Genomic DNA, 13476 nt, shown 5'->3' with positions numbered 1-13476 from the left:
TCTTGGCTTAGTGACGATGTCCCAGATGGGAGTGCGCTTCGGCATGTGAGTGTTCACTCGGCTCCGGCGCCCGGTTGATACCGCAGTCCGGTGTCTCGCAGTGCCGGTACTCCATCTGAATGGTCACGTGGCCAATCTTGTAGTGTTCCAACAGATAACCCTGAATGCGTTGCAACAGCCCATCATGATCATGCGGCGGGATCACCTGCGCATGCAGCGTCATCAGCTTCTGTTCGCCGATCTGCCAGACGTGCACGTGATGGATGTTGCGCACCTCCGGGATATTCAGGCACAGGTCTTTTTGCAGCTTGGCGATATCGACCTCCTGCGGTGTGCCTTCCAACAGCTCGTGGAAACTCTCCTTCAGCAGCCGCCAGGCACTGCGCAGCACCAGACAGGAGACCAGCACCGACAGGATCGGGTCAATCGGCGTCCAGCCGGTGGCGAGAATGACGATGGCGGCGACGATGGCGCCCACCGAACCGAGCAGGTCGCCCAACACATGCAGCGCGGCGGCGCGCACGTTGATATTTTTCTCTTCACTGCCGCGATGCAGCAGCCAGAAGGCGAACAGGTTCGCCAGCAGCCCCGCTACGGCGATGATCAGCATTGGCGTACCCATCACCGGCTGCGGTTCGAAGAAACGCCGTATCGCCTCCCACAGGATGAATACCACGATCACCAGCAGCGCCGCGGCGTTGAGGAAGGCCGCCAGGGTGGTCAGGCGCAAATAGCCGAAGGTGTGGCGCGCGTTGGGTTTGCGCTGGGAGAAGTGCACCGCCATCAGCGCCACCAGCAGCGCGGCGGCATCGGTCAACATATGGCCGGCATCGGCCAACAGCGCCAGCGAGCCGGACAACAGGCCACCGACCACCTCGGCCACCATAAAGACGGCGGTGACTAAAAAAGCGGTCAGTAGGCGTTTACTATTACTGTCTTTCGGCAGGTGTACGTGTGGAGTGTCCGACATTATTCATCCTTATGCATAGCGAAAGAGGGGGCGGCGGCGAGCAGGGCGTCCAGCTCCGGTTCTATCTGCGCCACTAACGCCTTTAATTTAGTATAAGCGGTGGCGGCAAGCTCGCCCCGACGTGCGGTATCCACCAGCTGCTGGCACAGCTGCGCGGCTTCCGGCAGCTGCAGCATCAGCAGGCTGCCCTTGATGCGGTGCGCCGCCTGCTCCAGGTGCGGCCAGTCGCTCGCGGCGACGGCGTCCGCGAGCCGCTGTCGATCCTGACGCAGCGTATCGCCGAGCGTCTGCGCCAGCCGCTGCAGCATGGCGCGATCGCCACCTGCTATTTCGGCCAGCGTTTGCCGCAGGTCAGTAAGGACTGACTTTTCTTCCTGGGCCTGCGGCTGCTGGGCCAATACCTGGCCGATCGCCGCCAGTGAAATCGGTTTGGTCAGGAAGTGGTCGATCGCCACCAGCCCCGGAGGAATGCGGGTAAACTCCTGCACGTCTGCCGAGCAGAGCACGATGTGGCAAGGCGGGCGTTGCAGCCGCTGTTCGTCGCGGCGGATCAGCCTGGCCAGCGTCAGGCCGTCCGGGCGCGGCATGTTATAGTCGATAAACAGCAGATCGAACGGTTGACGGCGCTGGGCTTTCAACAGCGCATAGCCTTGTTCGAAGCGGGCGGGTTGCAGCCCGAAGTGGCGCAACTGGCGTTCCATAAGCAACAGATTGGTGGGGTGATCGTCAATCAGCGCGGTACGCAAGACGGGAGGCGGCAGAGCAAAGGGGCTTTCCTCCGGGGCGATAACCGGGGCCGCGCCGCTCAGCTCGACCGGTATCGCGACCTCGACGCGGGTGCCGACTCCTGGCTGCGAGTGCAGCTCGATGCGGCCGCCCATCTGTTCGACGATCTCTTTACAGATAGACAGTCCCAAACCGGTGCCCTGCACCGAGATGCGTTGTGCGCCGCGCGCGCGGTAAAACGGTTGGAACAGCTTGCCTATTTCATCGGCGGCGATACCGCAGCCGCTGTCGTTCACCGCTAATCGCAATTCCCCCTGCCGCTCATCCTGCGCGCGCCAGCCGATCTCGACCTGAATGGTGCCGCGCGGCGTGAACTTTATCGCGTTGTTTATCAGGTTGTTAGCCACCTGAAGTAAACGCTCACCATCAATAATCACCGCCTCCGGCAGCGCCGGATCCGCCACCACGCTCAGCGTCAACGGCCGTTCACCGATCAGCGGTCGGTAGAGGGCGTCGATGCGCGCGACCCAGGGGTGTAGCGTCACCGGTTTTGGCGCCAGCGTCAGCGAACCGGTTTCCAGCCGAGCGTGATCCTGCAGGTCATTGAGCAGGTTGAGCAGCGAAGAGGCCGAACTGTATATCACCGGCAGGCCTTCCGGCGCGGGTTGGCGTTTGAGCTCCAGCTCCAGCAGGCCGAGGATGGCGTGCATCGGCGTGCGCAGCTCGTGGCTGACGGTGGCGAGGAATTTGCTCTTCATGCGATTTTCCGCTTCGGCGCGGCGGCGCGCGTGCTCGAGCTCTTCGCGTTCGCGTTTTTCACGGCGCTGCAGCATGAAACGGCGCAGCGTCAGCGCCAGCAGCAGCACGGTGGCGGCGGCCAGCAGCGCCAGCAGCCAGGTGGTCTGCGGTGGCATGCGGTTGTCGTTCACCGCGTCGATCAGGTTGCTGCGATCGACGATCCACTCGTCGCGCAGCGATTGCAGGGTGTCCGCCGGGATCTGCATCAGGTTCTTATCGAGGATCGCCAGGAGCAGCGGCTGATCGCGGCGCACGCCGAAGGCCACCGGATAGGGGATGTTGTTGGCGGCGAAGGCCAGCTTGATGGCGCCGGAATAGCGCGACAGCGCCAAAAAGTTGGCGGAGATGACGTTATCCACCAGCGCATCCAACTGGCCGTTGGCCAGCGCGTCGTACATCGACTTGCTGTCGGCGAAGCTGACGGTCTGCTCCCGCTCCGGCACCAGCCCCTGCGCCAAATCGCCCTGCAGCACGCCGATGCGCTGGCCGGCCAAATCGCTCCAGGTGGAAATGCCGTTAGCATGCTGGCCGACGTAAACGCCCCACAGTGAACGGTGGATCGGCATGCTGGCGCCGTAGCGCGCCTTGACGCCGCGCGCCAGCGGCAGGGCGGCGCGGAAGCTGGCCTGGCCGGACTGCACCAGCTGATCGGCCTGCTCGGCGTTGCGTGCCCACAGCGGCGCGAAACGCAGCCCGGTGTTTTGCGCGATGATGTTGAGAATGTCGATGGCGTAGCCGCGCGGCTGGCCGTCGGAGCCGCGGTAGGCGAACGGGAAGTTGTTCTCGATGGCGGCGTAGTACACCACGCGGTGGCTCGCCACCCAATTCTTCTCCATCGTCGTCAGATCGGCATTGCCGGTGTCGAGGTAGCTGGGGATCTTTTTGCTCCAGCGGCTCTGCAGGGCGTTCATCAGCTCCATCGGCGCGTCGGCGATGGCGGTGTCCAGCGTGTCTATCAGCCGCGAGTCGGCGGCGGCGAACACGAAGGACAGGTTGCCCAGATTCTCGTTGCTTTCAATCTGATAGAGCTGGCCGAGCTGCAGTTGGTCGATGATAAAGCTGGCGCTGGCCTCGTCGGCGATAAAGTAGTCGCTGCTGCCGTTGAGCAGCGAGTAGACCGCCTGCAGATTGTTGTCGTAGCGCTGGATCTGCGATGCCACCGCCTGCAGAGCGCCGCCGGACTGCATGTCGGTCAGCGCGCCGATCGCGACGCGGGCGTTGGCGGAGTTGAGCATCACCGGCCGATCGTTGCTGCGATCGCGCAATACGCGCAGGTTGCTGACGTAATAGGGCTGAGATATCGCCAATCCGTGCAGCGCCTCACTCTGCGGGATGCCGTACAGCAGATCGATCTTGCCGTCGTGCAGCGCCTGCTCCAGCTGCGTCAGATCGGCAAAGCCGTAAATGGCGAAGCGAATGCCGGTCACCTGCTGGATATAGCCGAGGTAGTCGGCGTTCAGCCCGTACAGATCGTCATCCACGATGATGTTGTACGGGCTGGTGTTCTCACTGATGATGCCGATGCGCAGCGTTCGGTCGCGCCAGGGGTTTTTCTCGCCGACGATCAGCATGTTCTCGGGGGTATTCAGATTGCTGACCAACTGATAGCGCACCGGCGCCGCCGCCTGCACCAAACCGCACCACAGGATCAGCAGCAGCAGAGCGCGGCGCATCATGGCGCCAGCTCTTTAAACACCGCCACCAGCTCCAGCAGGTTGCCGGCGCCGGTTTTGCGCTGGATGTTCTTTTTGTGCGTGCTGACGGTCTTGTTGCTGATGTGCAGCCGATCGGCGATCTGCAGGTTGGACAGCCCCTGGCTCAGCAAGCCCAGCACTTCGAGCTCTTTGGGAGTGAGCAGCCCACCGTCCGCCGTCGGCGCTTCTTCGGCCAGCGCGGCGGCGGGGAAGTGGGTTTCACCGTCCAGCACCTGCTCGATCGCCTGTACCAGCTCTGCCAACGAGCTGCCTTTATTGACGAAACCGTTGGCGCCGGCGGCATGGGCCATGCGCGCATACACCTCGGCTTCCTGCGCGGTATAGATCAGGATCGGCTGCTGCGGATAGCGGCGGCGAATTTTTTTCAACAGCTGCAGCCCGTCGACCTGCGGCAGGCCGATATCCAGGATCACCAGGCCGAAAGCGGCCTCGGCCAGCAGGGCCTGCGCCTGGACGTCGTCCTGCGCCGCCTGCAGACGGTAGGGGCGGGATGATTTCATTAGCGCCGCTTCCAGTGCGACATGAACCACCGGGTGGTCATCAACTAATAACAGAGAGGGCATGTTCAACTCGGGTCGCTTTATATTCCGATCGCTAGCATAGCGAAAAAGGAGGCTCTGCGCTCCCCTGATGAAACAGCACAATCTGCTGTTAATTTGGCGGTTCCAGCGGAGGGGGGCAAAGGTGATTTACAGCGCCATTCCCACAGGCTAGATTGTTGGGATCTACACCGTTACGCACTGCGAAATACCCCTCGATACCGAATGGAAAAGCTATGAATTACCAAAACGACGATTTACGCATTAATGATATTAAGGAACTCCTGCCGCCGGTGGCTTTGCTGGAGAAATTCCCGGCCACTGAACGCGCAGCAAAGACGGTGTCCCAGGCCCGCAGCGCAATTCACAATATCCTCCGCGGCAGCGACGATCGCCTGCTGGTGGTGATTGGCCCTTGCTCTATTCACGATACCCAAGCCGCCAAAGAGTACGCGGGGCGCCTGCTGGCGCTGCGTGAAGAACTGAAGGGCGAGCTGGAAGTGGTGATGCGCGTATACTTCGAAAAACCGCGCACCACCGTGGGCTGGAAAGGCCTGATCAACGATCCGCAGATGGACAACAGCTTCAACATCAACGACGGTCTGCGTCTGGCGCGCAAGCTGCTGGTGGAGATCAACGACAGCGGTCTGCCGGCCGCCGGCGAATTCCTCGACATGATCACGCCGCAGTACCTGGCGGATTTGATGAGCTGGGGCGCCATCGGCGCGCGCACCACGGAATCGCAGGTGCACCGCGAGCTGGCCTCCGGCCTCTCATGCCCGGTGGGCTTCAAGAACGGCACCGACGGCACCATCAAGGTGGCGATCGACGCCATCAACGCCGCCGGTGCGCCGCACTGCTTCCTGTCGGTGACCAAGTGGGGCCACTCGGCGATCGTTAACACCAGCGGCAACGGCGACTGCCACATTATCCTGCGCGGCGGTAAAGAGCCTAACTACAGCGCGGCGCACGTGAAAGACGTCAAAGCCGGCCTGAGCAAAGCCGGGCTGCCGGCGCAGGTGATGATCGACTTCAGCCATGCCAACAGCAGCAAACAGTTCAAAAAGCAGATGGACGTGAGCGCTGACGTTTGCGGGCAGATTAGCGGCGGTGAAAAAGCGATCATCGGCGTGATGATTGAGAGCCACCTGGTGGAAGGTAACCAGAACCTCGAAAGCGGCGAACCGCTGGTTTACGGCAAGAGCGTGACCGACGGCTGCATCGGCTGGCAGGACACCGAAACCGTGCTGCGCGATCTGGCGGCGGCGGTGAAAGCGCGCCGCGGCTAATCGCGAAAATGACAAGGGCCCGGCAGCGGGCCCTTGTTTTAATTTTCATCATTGCACTTCTCTATCTCCCCCTTCCGATAATTTAAGGCTTACAATTAATAGGCCAATGAAATCATTAAGCGGCCACCTTCGCATTATTCCTATTTAATAAAAGAATAATTGTCACTGCTCGCGGCATTGTGCTTATATAAGACGCTTTTTTATTCCGCAAACCCCGCATGACGAATAAGCGGGGAGTGGTATGACCTATTACTTTCAGGACGAAAGAATTATGACAAGCAATACCTCGCAGCCGCTGGGGCTGCACCGGATTAAATTCCATGGGAAAGGTGGCGAGTACTTCGCGATTTGGTTGGTCAACGCATTATTGACCATCGTGACCCTGGGCATCTATTCCGCTTGGGCGACGGTACGCCGCCGCCGCTATTTTTACGGCAACACGGAATTGGATGGCGATCGTTTCGACTACCATGCGCAACCGCTGCAAATTCTGAAAGGGCGGCTGTTGGTGATCGGCGGCCTCATCGTATTTTATATCCTGTTGGCGGTAACGCCACTGCTGGGGCTGCTGGCTTTGCTGGTGTTGCTTGCCCTGCTGCCGTGGATCGTTATCCGCAGCTGGCGCTACAATGCGATTATGTCGAGCTATCGCGGCGTGCGTTTTAATTATGTTTGCCGCACCGGGCGCGCTTATTGGGCGTTACTGTTCTGCCCGCTATTACTGATTATCGGGCTTTATGTCGCCTTAATCATTTTGCTCAGCATTGGCAGCGGTTTTGACAGCATCAACGCCATCGGTCTGATGCTGGTGTTGACGCTGCTGTTGGCCGTGCCGGCATTCGCCGCCGTCAACGGTATTATTAGCGCGCTGCAGCACGATCTGTACGTTAATAATCTGTTCTTCGGCCGAACGCCGTTTATTGCCGAGCTGAAAAAGTCGGCCTTTATCAAATTTGCCTTGATCGGCCTGCTCATTTTCCTGCCGTTTATGTTGGCTGCGCTGGTATGTATGGGGTCGTTCATACTGTCCCTGTACCAAATGGTATTGATGGGCATGCTGACGGATGAAACCGCCGATTTGCTGGTGTTGGAAAATATTGGCAGCCTGCTGCTGATGATGGTGGTGCTGCTGATTGGCGCCTTGATCGCCGGCAGCTATCAGGTCGTCGCCCAACGCAACTATCTGTTTAACCAGGCGACGCTGAACGGCAACGTAAAATTGCGCTCTTCCATGCAAACGCTGCCGTATATGGGGCTGTTGATCACCAATACCCTGATCACCCTGTTCTCGCTCGGTTTCGCCGTGCCGGTGGCGGAAGTGCGCCACGCCCGTTATCTGGCGGACTGCACGGCGGTCGAAGGCGATCTGGCGTTGCTGGACATCGCGGCGCATCAGGAAACCGCCAACAGCGCGGTGGCCGAAGAAGCGGTGCAGGCGCTGGATCTGGGCGGCAGTTTCTGAGGCGCCGATGATCCTCGAGGGCGCCTATCAGTTGCCGGGGCGGGCCGCACGTGAGGCGGCTCGCCTGTTGGTTAACGAAAGCGGCGAGGGCGTGACGCTGCAGCGGCAGGATGAGCAACGTTACATCCCCTTGGCGGACATCACCGTCTCTGCGGCGCTGGGCAATATCCCGCTGACGCTGACCTTCAAGGACGGCGCGCGCTTTGTGCCGGACGACGACGCGGCCTTTCGCCGCTGGTTCTATCAGCGCCGTTCGCCGGGTTGGGTGCACCGCCTGGAGCGCCATAAACGCGGCGTCGCCCTGGCGCTGTTGGTGACGCTGCTGGCCGCCGTGGCCTACGTTAACGTCGTGCTGCCGTGGGCGAGCAACGAAATCGCCATGCGCATCCCCACTTCGGTGGAACAGACGCTGGGTGAACACACGCAGACGTTTTTGAGCCAGAGCGGTTTTGAACCCTCCGCATTGCCGGCCGAGCGGCAGCAGGCGTTGCAGCAGCTGTTCCGGCAGGTGATGCCGGCCGAGATGCGCCTGGAGCGTACGCCGCTGTCGTTGAAGCTGATGGCGGTGCCCGGTGCGCCGAACGCCTTTATGTTGCCGGACGGCACGCTGGTGCTCAGCGATAGTCTGGTCGCCCTGTCGAAAAACGACGATGGGCTGGCGGCGGTGATGTTGCATGAGATGGGGCATCACGCTCATCGTCACCCGATGCGCATGTTGGTGCGTTCGTCACTGGTGGCGTTGACGCTGATGTGGATGACCGGTGACGTCAGCGGCATCGGCGACACGCTGCTGCAGTCTGCGTCCTTCGTGAATGAGATGCAGTTTTCACGCGGGATGGAGCGCGAGGCGGATGCGTTCGCGATAGCGGAAATGCAGCGCCAGGGGCGTTCGCTGGCGCAAATGGCGGCTATCTACCGCGCGTTGGCGCAGGCGCCTGAACGCGAGACGGCTGACGGCTGGGTGCTGCCGGCCTGGCTCAGCACCCATCCGGCGATGCAGGAACGGCTGGATGCGGTGAACGAGGCGATGGCGCAGCAGTAATAAAAAAGCCCCCGGTTTTCACCGGGGGCTTTTTCGTTAACGGGCGAAATTACTTCGCTTTACCCTGGTTTGCCACGGCGGCCGCTTTTGCAGCGATCTCGTCGGCGTTACCCAGGTAGTAACGTTTGATTGGCTTGAAGTTCTCGTCGAATTCATACACCAACGGCACGCCGGTTGGGATGTTCAGCTCGAGGATTTCGTCTTCGCTCAGGTTATCCAGGTATTTCACCAGCGCGCGCAGCGAGTTGCCGTGCGCTGCAACGATCACGCGCTCGCCGCTCTTGATGCGTGGCAGGATCTCTTCGTCCCAGTAAGGGATAACGCGATCGATGGTCAGCGCCAGGCTTTCGGTCAGCGGCAGCTCTTGCTCGGTCAGCGAGGCGTAGCGTGGATCGTGGCCAGGGTAACGTTCGTCTTCTTTGGTCAGCTCAGGTGGGGTCACCGCGAAGCCGCGACGCCATTGTTTCACCTGCTCGTCGCCGTATTTTTCGGCGGTTTCCGCTTTGTTCAGACCCTGCAGCGCGCCGTAGTGACGTTCGTTCAGCTTCCAGGATTTTTCGGTCGGCAACCAGGCCTGATCCAGCTCGTCGAGGATGTTCCACAGGGTGTGGATCGCGCGCTTCAGTACGGAGGTGTAAGCGAAGTCGAAAGTGAAACCTTCCTCTTTCAACAGCTTGCCTGCTGCTTTCGCTTCGGTGCGGCCCTTGTCGGACAGATCAACATCATACCAACCGGTGAAGCGGTTTTCTTGGTTCCACTGGCTTTCGCCGTGACGCACCAGAACCAGCTTAGTTACAGCCATAGCTTAACTCCTTAATAATCTGACATTTCAATGATAACGAAAATCATTATATTGCCGCGGGCCGGGGCTCGGCAATCGATAGTGTCTAACCATAGCCAATTTCTTGCCGCAAAGTAAGGGCTGGCGAAAGGAAAAAGCTGAATCGTTCAGGCTGGCACTGCGAGGGGGAAATGGCGCGCCGAAATCGCTCCGGGCGCGCCGTGGCGCGGGGAAAATCAGGCCGATTTTTTCAGGCAGTTGCTCATGAAGGTTTTACGCGCGTCGCCCTTCAGATCCTTGGTCTTGGCGTCGGCGTTGCAGCTTTTCATTTTCTGCTGCTGCGGCGTCAGGGTTTTACCCGTCGCGGCGGAGCCTTCGGATTTCAGACAGGTGCTCATGAAGGTGGAGCGATCGGCGCCTTTCAGCGATTTGGTGGATGCCTGTTGGTTGCAATCGGTCATGCGTTTCTGTTGGGCCGCCTGCGCCGGAGAAGGCGTTTTCGTCGCCGTCGTCGCGTCGGCCGCCATCAGATTGGTGCTCAGCATTAAGCCCGCCAGCAATGGAAGTGCAGTAATCAGACGCATAGGTGTTCCTTCAGCTATTGATTGGCCGCCATCGGCCGAAAATGGTGACGTTGCACAAGGCGTTGTGCTTATCACGGTAGCCTGAGTGTAGTGTGCGCTTTGGAATAAGGGAAGGTGGGCGCCGGTGGGGGGATAGCGCTAAAAGGTAAGCATTTATAACAAATTGCCCCCGGCCGCACGGCGAGGGGCGTAGCGGGTCAGATAGGATAAAACTGATAATGCGTGGCGCTGCGGTAGCGGCTCCCCGGCTGCAGCCAGCAGTCCGGCTGCGGCCACTCGGGATGGTGCGGGCTGTCCGGCAAAAACTCGCTCTCCAGCGCCACGCCGGCATGGTCGGCGTAGCTGCCGCCATCGCGCGCCGGCGTGCCGGCTAGGTAATTGCCGCTGTAGAGTTGCAGCGCAGGCGCGTCGGTGAACACGCTCATTTGCACTTGCCCGTCGGCGGACCACAAATGGGCCGCCGGGCTCTCCAGCGCCCCACAGGTACGATGCAGCAGGAATGCGTGATCGTAGCCTTTCACCCGTTGCTGGTCCCTGTCGCGCAGGAAATCCTGCAGCAGCGTTTTCGGCTGACGAAAATCCATGCCGCTGCCGTCCACCGGCGTCAGATCGGCGCAGGGAATGCCCTCGGCGTCGACGGGCAGATAGCGATCGGCGAACAACTGCAGCCGCTGGGCGCGTGCGTCGGTGCCGGCGCCGTCCAGGTTGAAATAGGCGTGGTTGGTCAGGTTGACCGGGCAGGGGCGATCGACCTGCGCCAGGTAGCTGATTTCCAGACGATTGTCGTGAGTCAGGCGGTAACAAACCTGCACGTCGAGATTGCCGGGGAAACCCTGATCGCCCTCCGCCGAGTGCAGCGCATAGCAGACCTGTTGCGCATCGTGCTGGACCCGGCGCCAGCGGCGGGCATGAAAACCGTCGGGGCCGCCGTGCAACTGGTGGGCGCCCTGATTGGCAGCCAGCGCATGGGGTTTTCCGTCGATGGGCAGGCTGGCGTTGGCGATGCGGTTGGCGTAGCGGCCGACGGTGGCGCCCAGATAGGCGCCCTGACGCGGGTAGTCCGCCGGGCTGCCGCAGCCGAGCAGCAGCTCGCGTTTTTCACCGGATGTGAGCGGCAAGACGGCGGACAGCCAGGTGGCGCCCCAGTCCATCAGCGTCACCGTCATGCCACCGGCGTTTTGCAGCTGGGTCAGCTGATAAGGCTGCCCATCGGGGGCGACTGCCGTCAGCATAGGCCGGCGCCTTGAGAAGCCTGGCAGACATAGAACGTTTCCTGCAATCCGCCGGTTTGCCGCGGATACTCGTACGCCACGGCGGCACGCACCGTCTCCACGAGATCCTGCGGCATCAGCGCGACGATGCAGCCGCCAAAGCCGCCGCCGGTCATGCGCACGCCGCCGCGTGGGCCGATCGCCGCTTTGACGATCTCGACCAGCTTATCGATCGGCGGCACGGTGATTTCAAAGTCGTCGCGCATCGAGGCGTGCGACTCCGCCATCAGCCGGCCCATGCGCTGCAGATCGCCGGCCGCCAGCGCGTCGGCCGCTGCCAGCGTGCGGGCGTTCTCGCTGATCACATGGCGCGCGCGTTTGGCCACTAACGGATCGAGCTGGTGTTGGCGCGCCTCAAACTGTTCGGGGCTGACGTCGCGCAGCGCCTTGACGCCGAAGAACTGAGCCGCTGCTTCGCACTGTTTGCGGCGGGTGTTGTATTCGCTGTCCACCAGCCCGCGTTGCACATTGGAGTTGACGATCACCACCGCGACGTTGTCCGGCATTGGTACCGCACGGGTTTCCAGCGAGCGGCAGTCGATCAGCAGAGCGCTGTCGCGCCGGCCGAGCGCGGAGATCAGCTGATCCATGATGCCGCAGTTGCAGCCGACGAATTGGTTCTCCGCCTCCTGGCCGTTCAGCGCCAGCGCGACGCCGTCCAGCGGCAGCTGATAGAGCGCCTGCAGCGCCTGGCCCACCGCCACTTCCAGAGCGGCGGAGGAGCTGAGCCCCGCCCCTTGCGGCACATTACCGGCGATCACCAGATCCGCGCCGCCAAAGTCGGCGCTGCGGCGCTGAAGGTGTTTCACCACGCCGCGCACATAGTCGGACCAGCGCTGATCGGGGTGGCTGACGATCGGATCGTCGAGCGAGAATTGATCCTGCTGATTCTGATAATCGGCGGCCAGCACGCGGATCTGGCGGTCGTCGCGTTTGGCGCAGGCGATGACGGTTTGGTAATCGATGGCGCAGGGCAGCACGAAGCCGTCGTTGTAATCGGTATGTTCGCCGATCAGGTTCACCCGCCCCGGCGCCTGGAGGGTCAACGCCGGCGCGTAGCCGAAGTGTTCGGTAAACAGGGAATGGGTAAGCGGTTTCAGGCTCATGCTTGGGCTCCGGCTTCACGGTAATGAATATCGCTGACGGCACGCAGACGCGCTGCGGCCTGTTCGGCGGTCAGATCGCGCTGGGTTTCCGCCAGCATCTCGTAACCGACCATAAATTTGCGCACGCTGGCTGAACGCAGCAGCGGCGGGTAGAAATGGGCGTGCAGCTGCCAGTGTCGGTTGTCGGCGCCGTTGAACGGCGCGCCGTGCCATCCCATCGAATAGGGGAAGGAGCACTGGAACAGGTTGTCGTAGCGGCTGGTCAGCTTCTTCAGCGCCAGCGCCAGATCTTGGCTTTGCGCCGCGCTGAGATCGGTAATGCGCTGCACCGCGGCTTTCGGCAGCAGCAGCGTTTCAAACGGCCAGGCGGCCCAGTAGGGCACCACCGCCAGCCAGTGTTCGGTGTTCACCACGATGCGTTCGCCGGCGGCCAGCTCGCGCTGCGCGTAGTCCAACAGCAGCGGGGAGGCATGCTCCTGAAAATACTCGTGCTGCAGGCGATCTTCGCGCTCGGCCTCGTTCGGCAGAAAACTGTTGGCCCAGACTTGCCCGTGCGGGTGCGGATTGGAGCAGCCCATCGCCGCGCCTTTATTTTCGAACAGCTGTACCCAGGGGTACTGCCTGCCCAGCTCATCGGTTTGCGCCTGCCAGGCGGCGACCACCTGCTCCAGCGCCGGTAGCGGCAATTCGGGCAGGGTCTTGCTGTGATCGGGAGAGAAGCAGATCACCCGGCTGACGCCACGCGCGCTCTGGCTGCGCATCAAAGGATCCTGGCTGTCGGGCGCCGGCGGCGTATCACTCATCAGCGCGGCGAAATCGTTGGTGAAGACGTAGGTGCCGCGATAATCCGGATTGCGATCGCCGGTGACGCGCGCATTGCCCGGGCACAGGAAACAGTCGGGATCGTGCGCCGGCAGCGTTTCCGTCGGGACGGCCTCTTGTTGGCCCTGCCAGGGGCGCTTGGCGCGGTGCGGTGAAACCAGCACCCACTGGCCGCTCAGCGGGTTGTAGCGGCGGTGCGGATGGTCGATAGGGTTAAATTCCGTCATACGGTTCCTTTCTTGGCGTCGACGAGGGTGTAATCGTTTCCAGTTACCGTCTTAATACGCCCGTTGCTGAACAGGGGGAGGTCATTGCACAAAAAGATAGCACGCTCGCGACGGTAAAAAGGTGATCTAACGCGAAAAATGGAA

11 protein-coding genes are annotated in these 13476 nt (G+C 61.4%); 3 read left to right on the top strand and 8 right to left on the bottom strand.

What is annotated here, in order from left to right; genetic code table 11:
• Positions 1-7: 7 nt before the first annotated feature.
• Genes zitB through ACYF6X_RS14305 form a run of 3 tightly spaced genes read right to left on the bottom strand, consistent with a single transcriptional unit; the run spans position 8 to position 4772 of the window.
• Positions 8-970 carry a CDF family zinc transporter ZitB gene (gene zitB / locus ACYF6X_RS14315; protein WP_063991118.1) on the bottom strand — a complete coding sequence of 321 codons (963 nt, stop codon included), beginning with the start codon at positions 968-970 and terminating at the stop codon, positions 8-10.
• On the bottom strand, positions 970-4170 hold the full coding sequence (locus ACYF6X_RS14310) for an ATP-binding protein (protein ID WP_130018687.1): 3201 nt from the start codon (positions 4168-4170) through the stop codon (positions 970-972). The genes zitB and ACYF6X_RS14310 overlap by 1 nt, the downstream gene beginning before the upstream one ends.
• The gene (locus ACYF6X_RS14305) at positions 4167-4772 is read right to left on the bottom strand and encodes a response regulator (protein WP_063991120.1); all 606 of its coding nucleotides are present in this window, start codon (positions 4770-4772) and stop codon (positions 4167-4169) included. The genes ACYF6X_RS14310 and ACYF6X_RS14305 overlap by 4 nt, the downstream gene beginning before the upstream one ends.
• A 212-nt stretch (positions 4773-4984) precedes the next feature.
• On the opposite strand from ACYF6X_RS14305, the gene aroG reads away from it, so the two are divergent.
• The 3 genes from aroG to ACYF6X_RS14290 all read left to right on the top strand — a co-directional run bounded on the left by aroG (position 4985) and on the right by ACYF6X_RS14290 (position 8541).
• Positions 4985-6037, top strand: coding sequence for a 3-deoxy-7-phosphoheptulonate synthase AroG (gene aroG, locus ACYF6X_RS14300; protein ID WP_047568857.1), 1053 nt, complete (start codon positions 4985-4987; stop codon positions 6035-6037).
• 271 nt (positions 6038-6308) lie between these two features.
• A complete protein-coding gene (locus tag ACYF6X_RS14295; RefSeq protein WP_130018686.1) occupies positions 6309-7499 on the top strand; it encodes a YjgN family protein in 1191 nt (396 codons plus the stop codon).
• A gap of 7 nt (positions 7500-7506) precedes the next feature.
• Entirely contained in the window at positions 7507-8541 is a 1035-nt protein-coding gene (locus ACYF6X_RS14290) for a M48 family metallopeptidase (protein WP_107227295.1), read from the top strand.
• A 49-nt stretch (positions 8542-8590) separates the two neighbouring features.
• On the opposite strand, the gene gpmA is transcribed toward ACYF6X_RS14290, so the two are convergent.
• The 5 genes from gpmA to galT all read right to left on the bottom strand — a co-directional run bounded on the left by gpmA (position 8591) and on the right by galT (position 13332).
• Positions 8591-9343, bottom strand: a complete 753-nt coding sequence (gpmA, locus tag ACYF6X_RS14285) for a 2,3-diphosphoglycerate-dependent phosphoglycerate mutase (protein ID WP_033647147.1) — start codon at positions 9341-9343, stop codon at positions 8591-8593.
• A gap of 215 nt (positions 9344-9558) precedes the next feature.
• Positions 9559-9906, bottom strand: a complete 348-nt coding sequence (locus tag ACYF6X_RS14280) for a PsiF family protein (RefSeq protein ID WP_063991122.1) — start codon at positions 9904-9906, stop codon at positions 9559-9561.
• A gap of 197 nt (positions 9907-10103) precedes the next feature.
• Positions 10104-11138 (bottom strand): galactose-1-epimerase, encoded by a 1035-nt coding sequence (gene galM, locus ACYF6X_RS14275; RefSeq protein WP_130018685.1) that lies wholly within the window; start codon positions 11136-11138, stop codon positions 10104-10106.
• On the bottom strand, positions 11132-12283 hold the full coding sequence (gene galK, locus ACYF6X_RS14270; protein WP_130018684.1) for a galactokinase: 1152 nt from the start codon (positions 12281-12283) through the stop codon (positions 11132-11134). The genes galM and galK overlap by 7 nt, the downstream gene beginning before the upstream one ends.
• The gene (gene galT, locus ACYF6X_RS14265) at positions 12280-13332 is read right to left on the bottom strand and encodes a galactose-1-phosphate uridylyltransferase (protein WP_107227299.1); all 1053 of its coding nucleotides are present in this window, start codon (positions 13330-13332) and stop codon (positions 12280-12282) included. The genes galK and galT overlap by 4 nt, the downstream gene beginning before the upstream one ends.
• Positions 13333-13476: the final 144 nt, after the last annotated feature.

This window comes from Serratia sp. ID 25-353 (assembly GCF_054792795.1).
This window is presented reverse-complemented; position numbering and strand designations above follow the sequence as displayed.

Bases quoted from the DNA above. Each gene is read 5' to 3' on its own strand.
- zitB (WP_063991118.1), bottom strand. From the start codon at position 970: ATGTCGGACACTCCACACGTACACCTGCCGAAAGACAGTAATAGTAAA.
- ACYF6X_RS14310 (WP_130018687.1), bottom strand. From the start codon at position 4,170: ATGATGCGCCGCGCTCTGCTGCTGCTGATCCTGTGGTGCGGTTTGGTG.
- ACYF6X_RS14305 (WP_063991120.1), bottom strand. From the start codon at position 4,772: ATGCCCTCTCTGTTATTAGTTGATGACCACCCGGTGGTTCATGTCGCA.
- aroG (WP_047568857.1), top strand. From the start codon at position 4,985: ATGAATTACCAAAACGACGATTTACGCATTAATGATATTAAGGAACTC.
- ACYF6X_RS14295 (WP_130018686.1), top strand. From the start codon at position 6,309: ATGACAAGCAATACCTCGCAGCCGCTGGGGCTGCACCGGATTAAATTC.
- ACYF6X_RS14290 (WP_107227295.1), top strand. From the start codon at position 7,507: ATGATCCTCGAGGGCGCCTATCAGTTGCCGGGGCGGGCCGCACGTGAG.
- gpmA (WP_033647147.1), bottom strand. From the start codon at position 9,343: ATGGCTGTAACTAAGCTGGTTCTGGTGCGTCACGGCGAAAGCCAGTGG.
- ACYF6X_RS14280 (WP_063991122.1), bottom strand. From the start codon at position 9,906: ATGCGTCTGATTACTGCACTTCCATTGCTGGCGGGCTTAATGCTGAGC.
- galM (WP_130018685.1), bottom strand. From the start codon at position 11,138: ATGCTGACGGCAGTCGCCCCCGATGGGCAGCCTTATCAGCTGACCCAG.
- galK (WP_130018684.1), bottom strand. From the start codon at position 12,283: ATGAGCCTGAAACCGCTTACCCATTCCCTGTTTACCGAACACTTCGGC.
- galT (WP_107227299.1), bottom strand. From the start codon at position 13,332: ATGACGGAATTTAACCCTATCGACCATCCGCACCGCCGCTACAACCCG.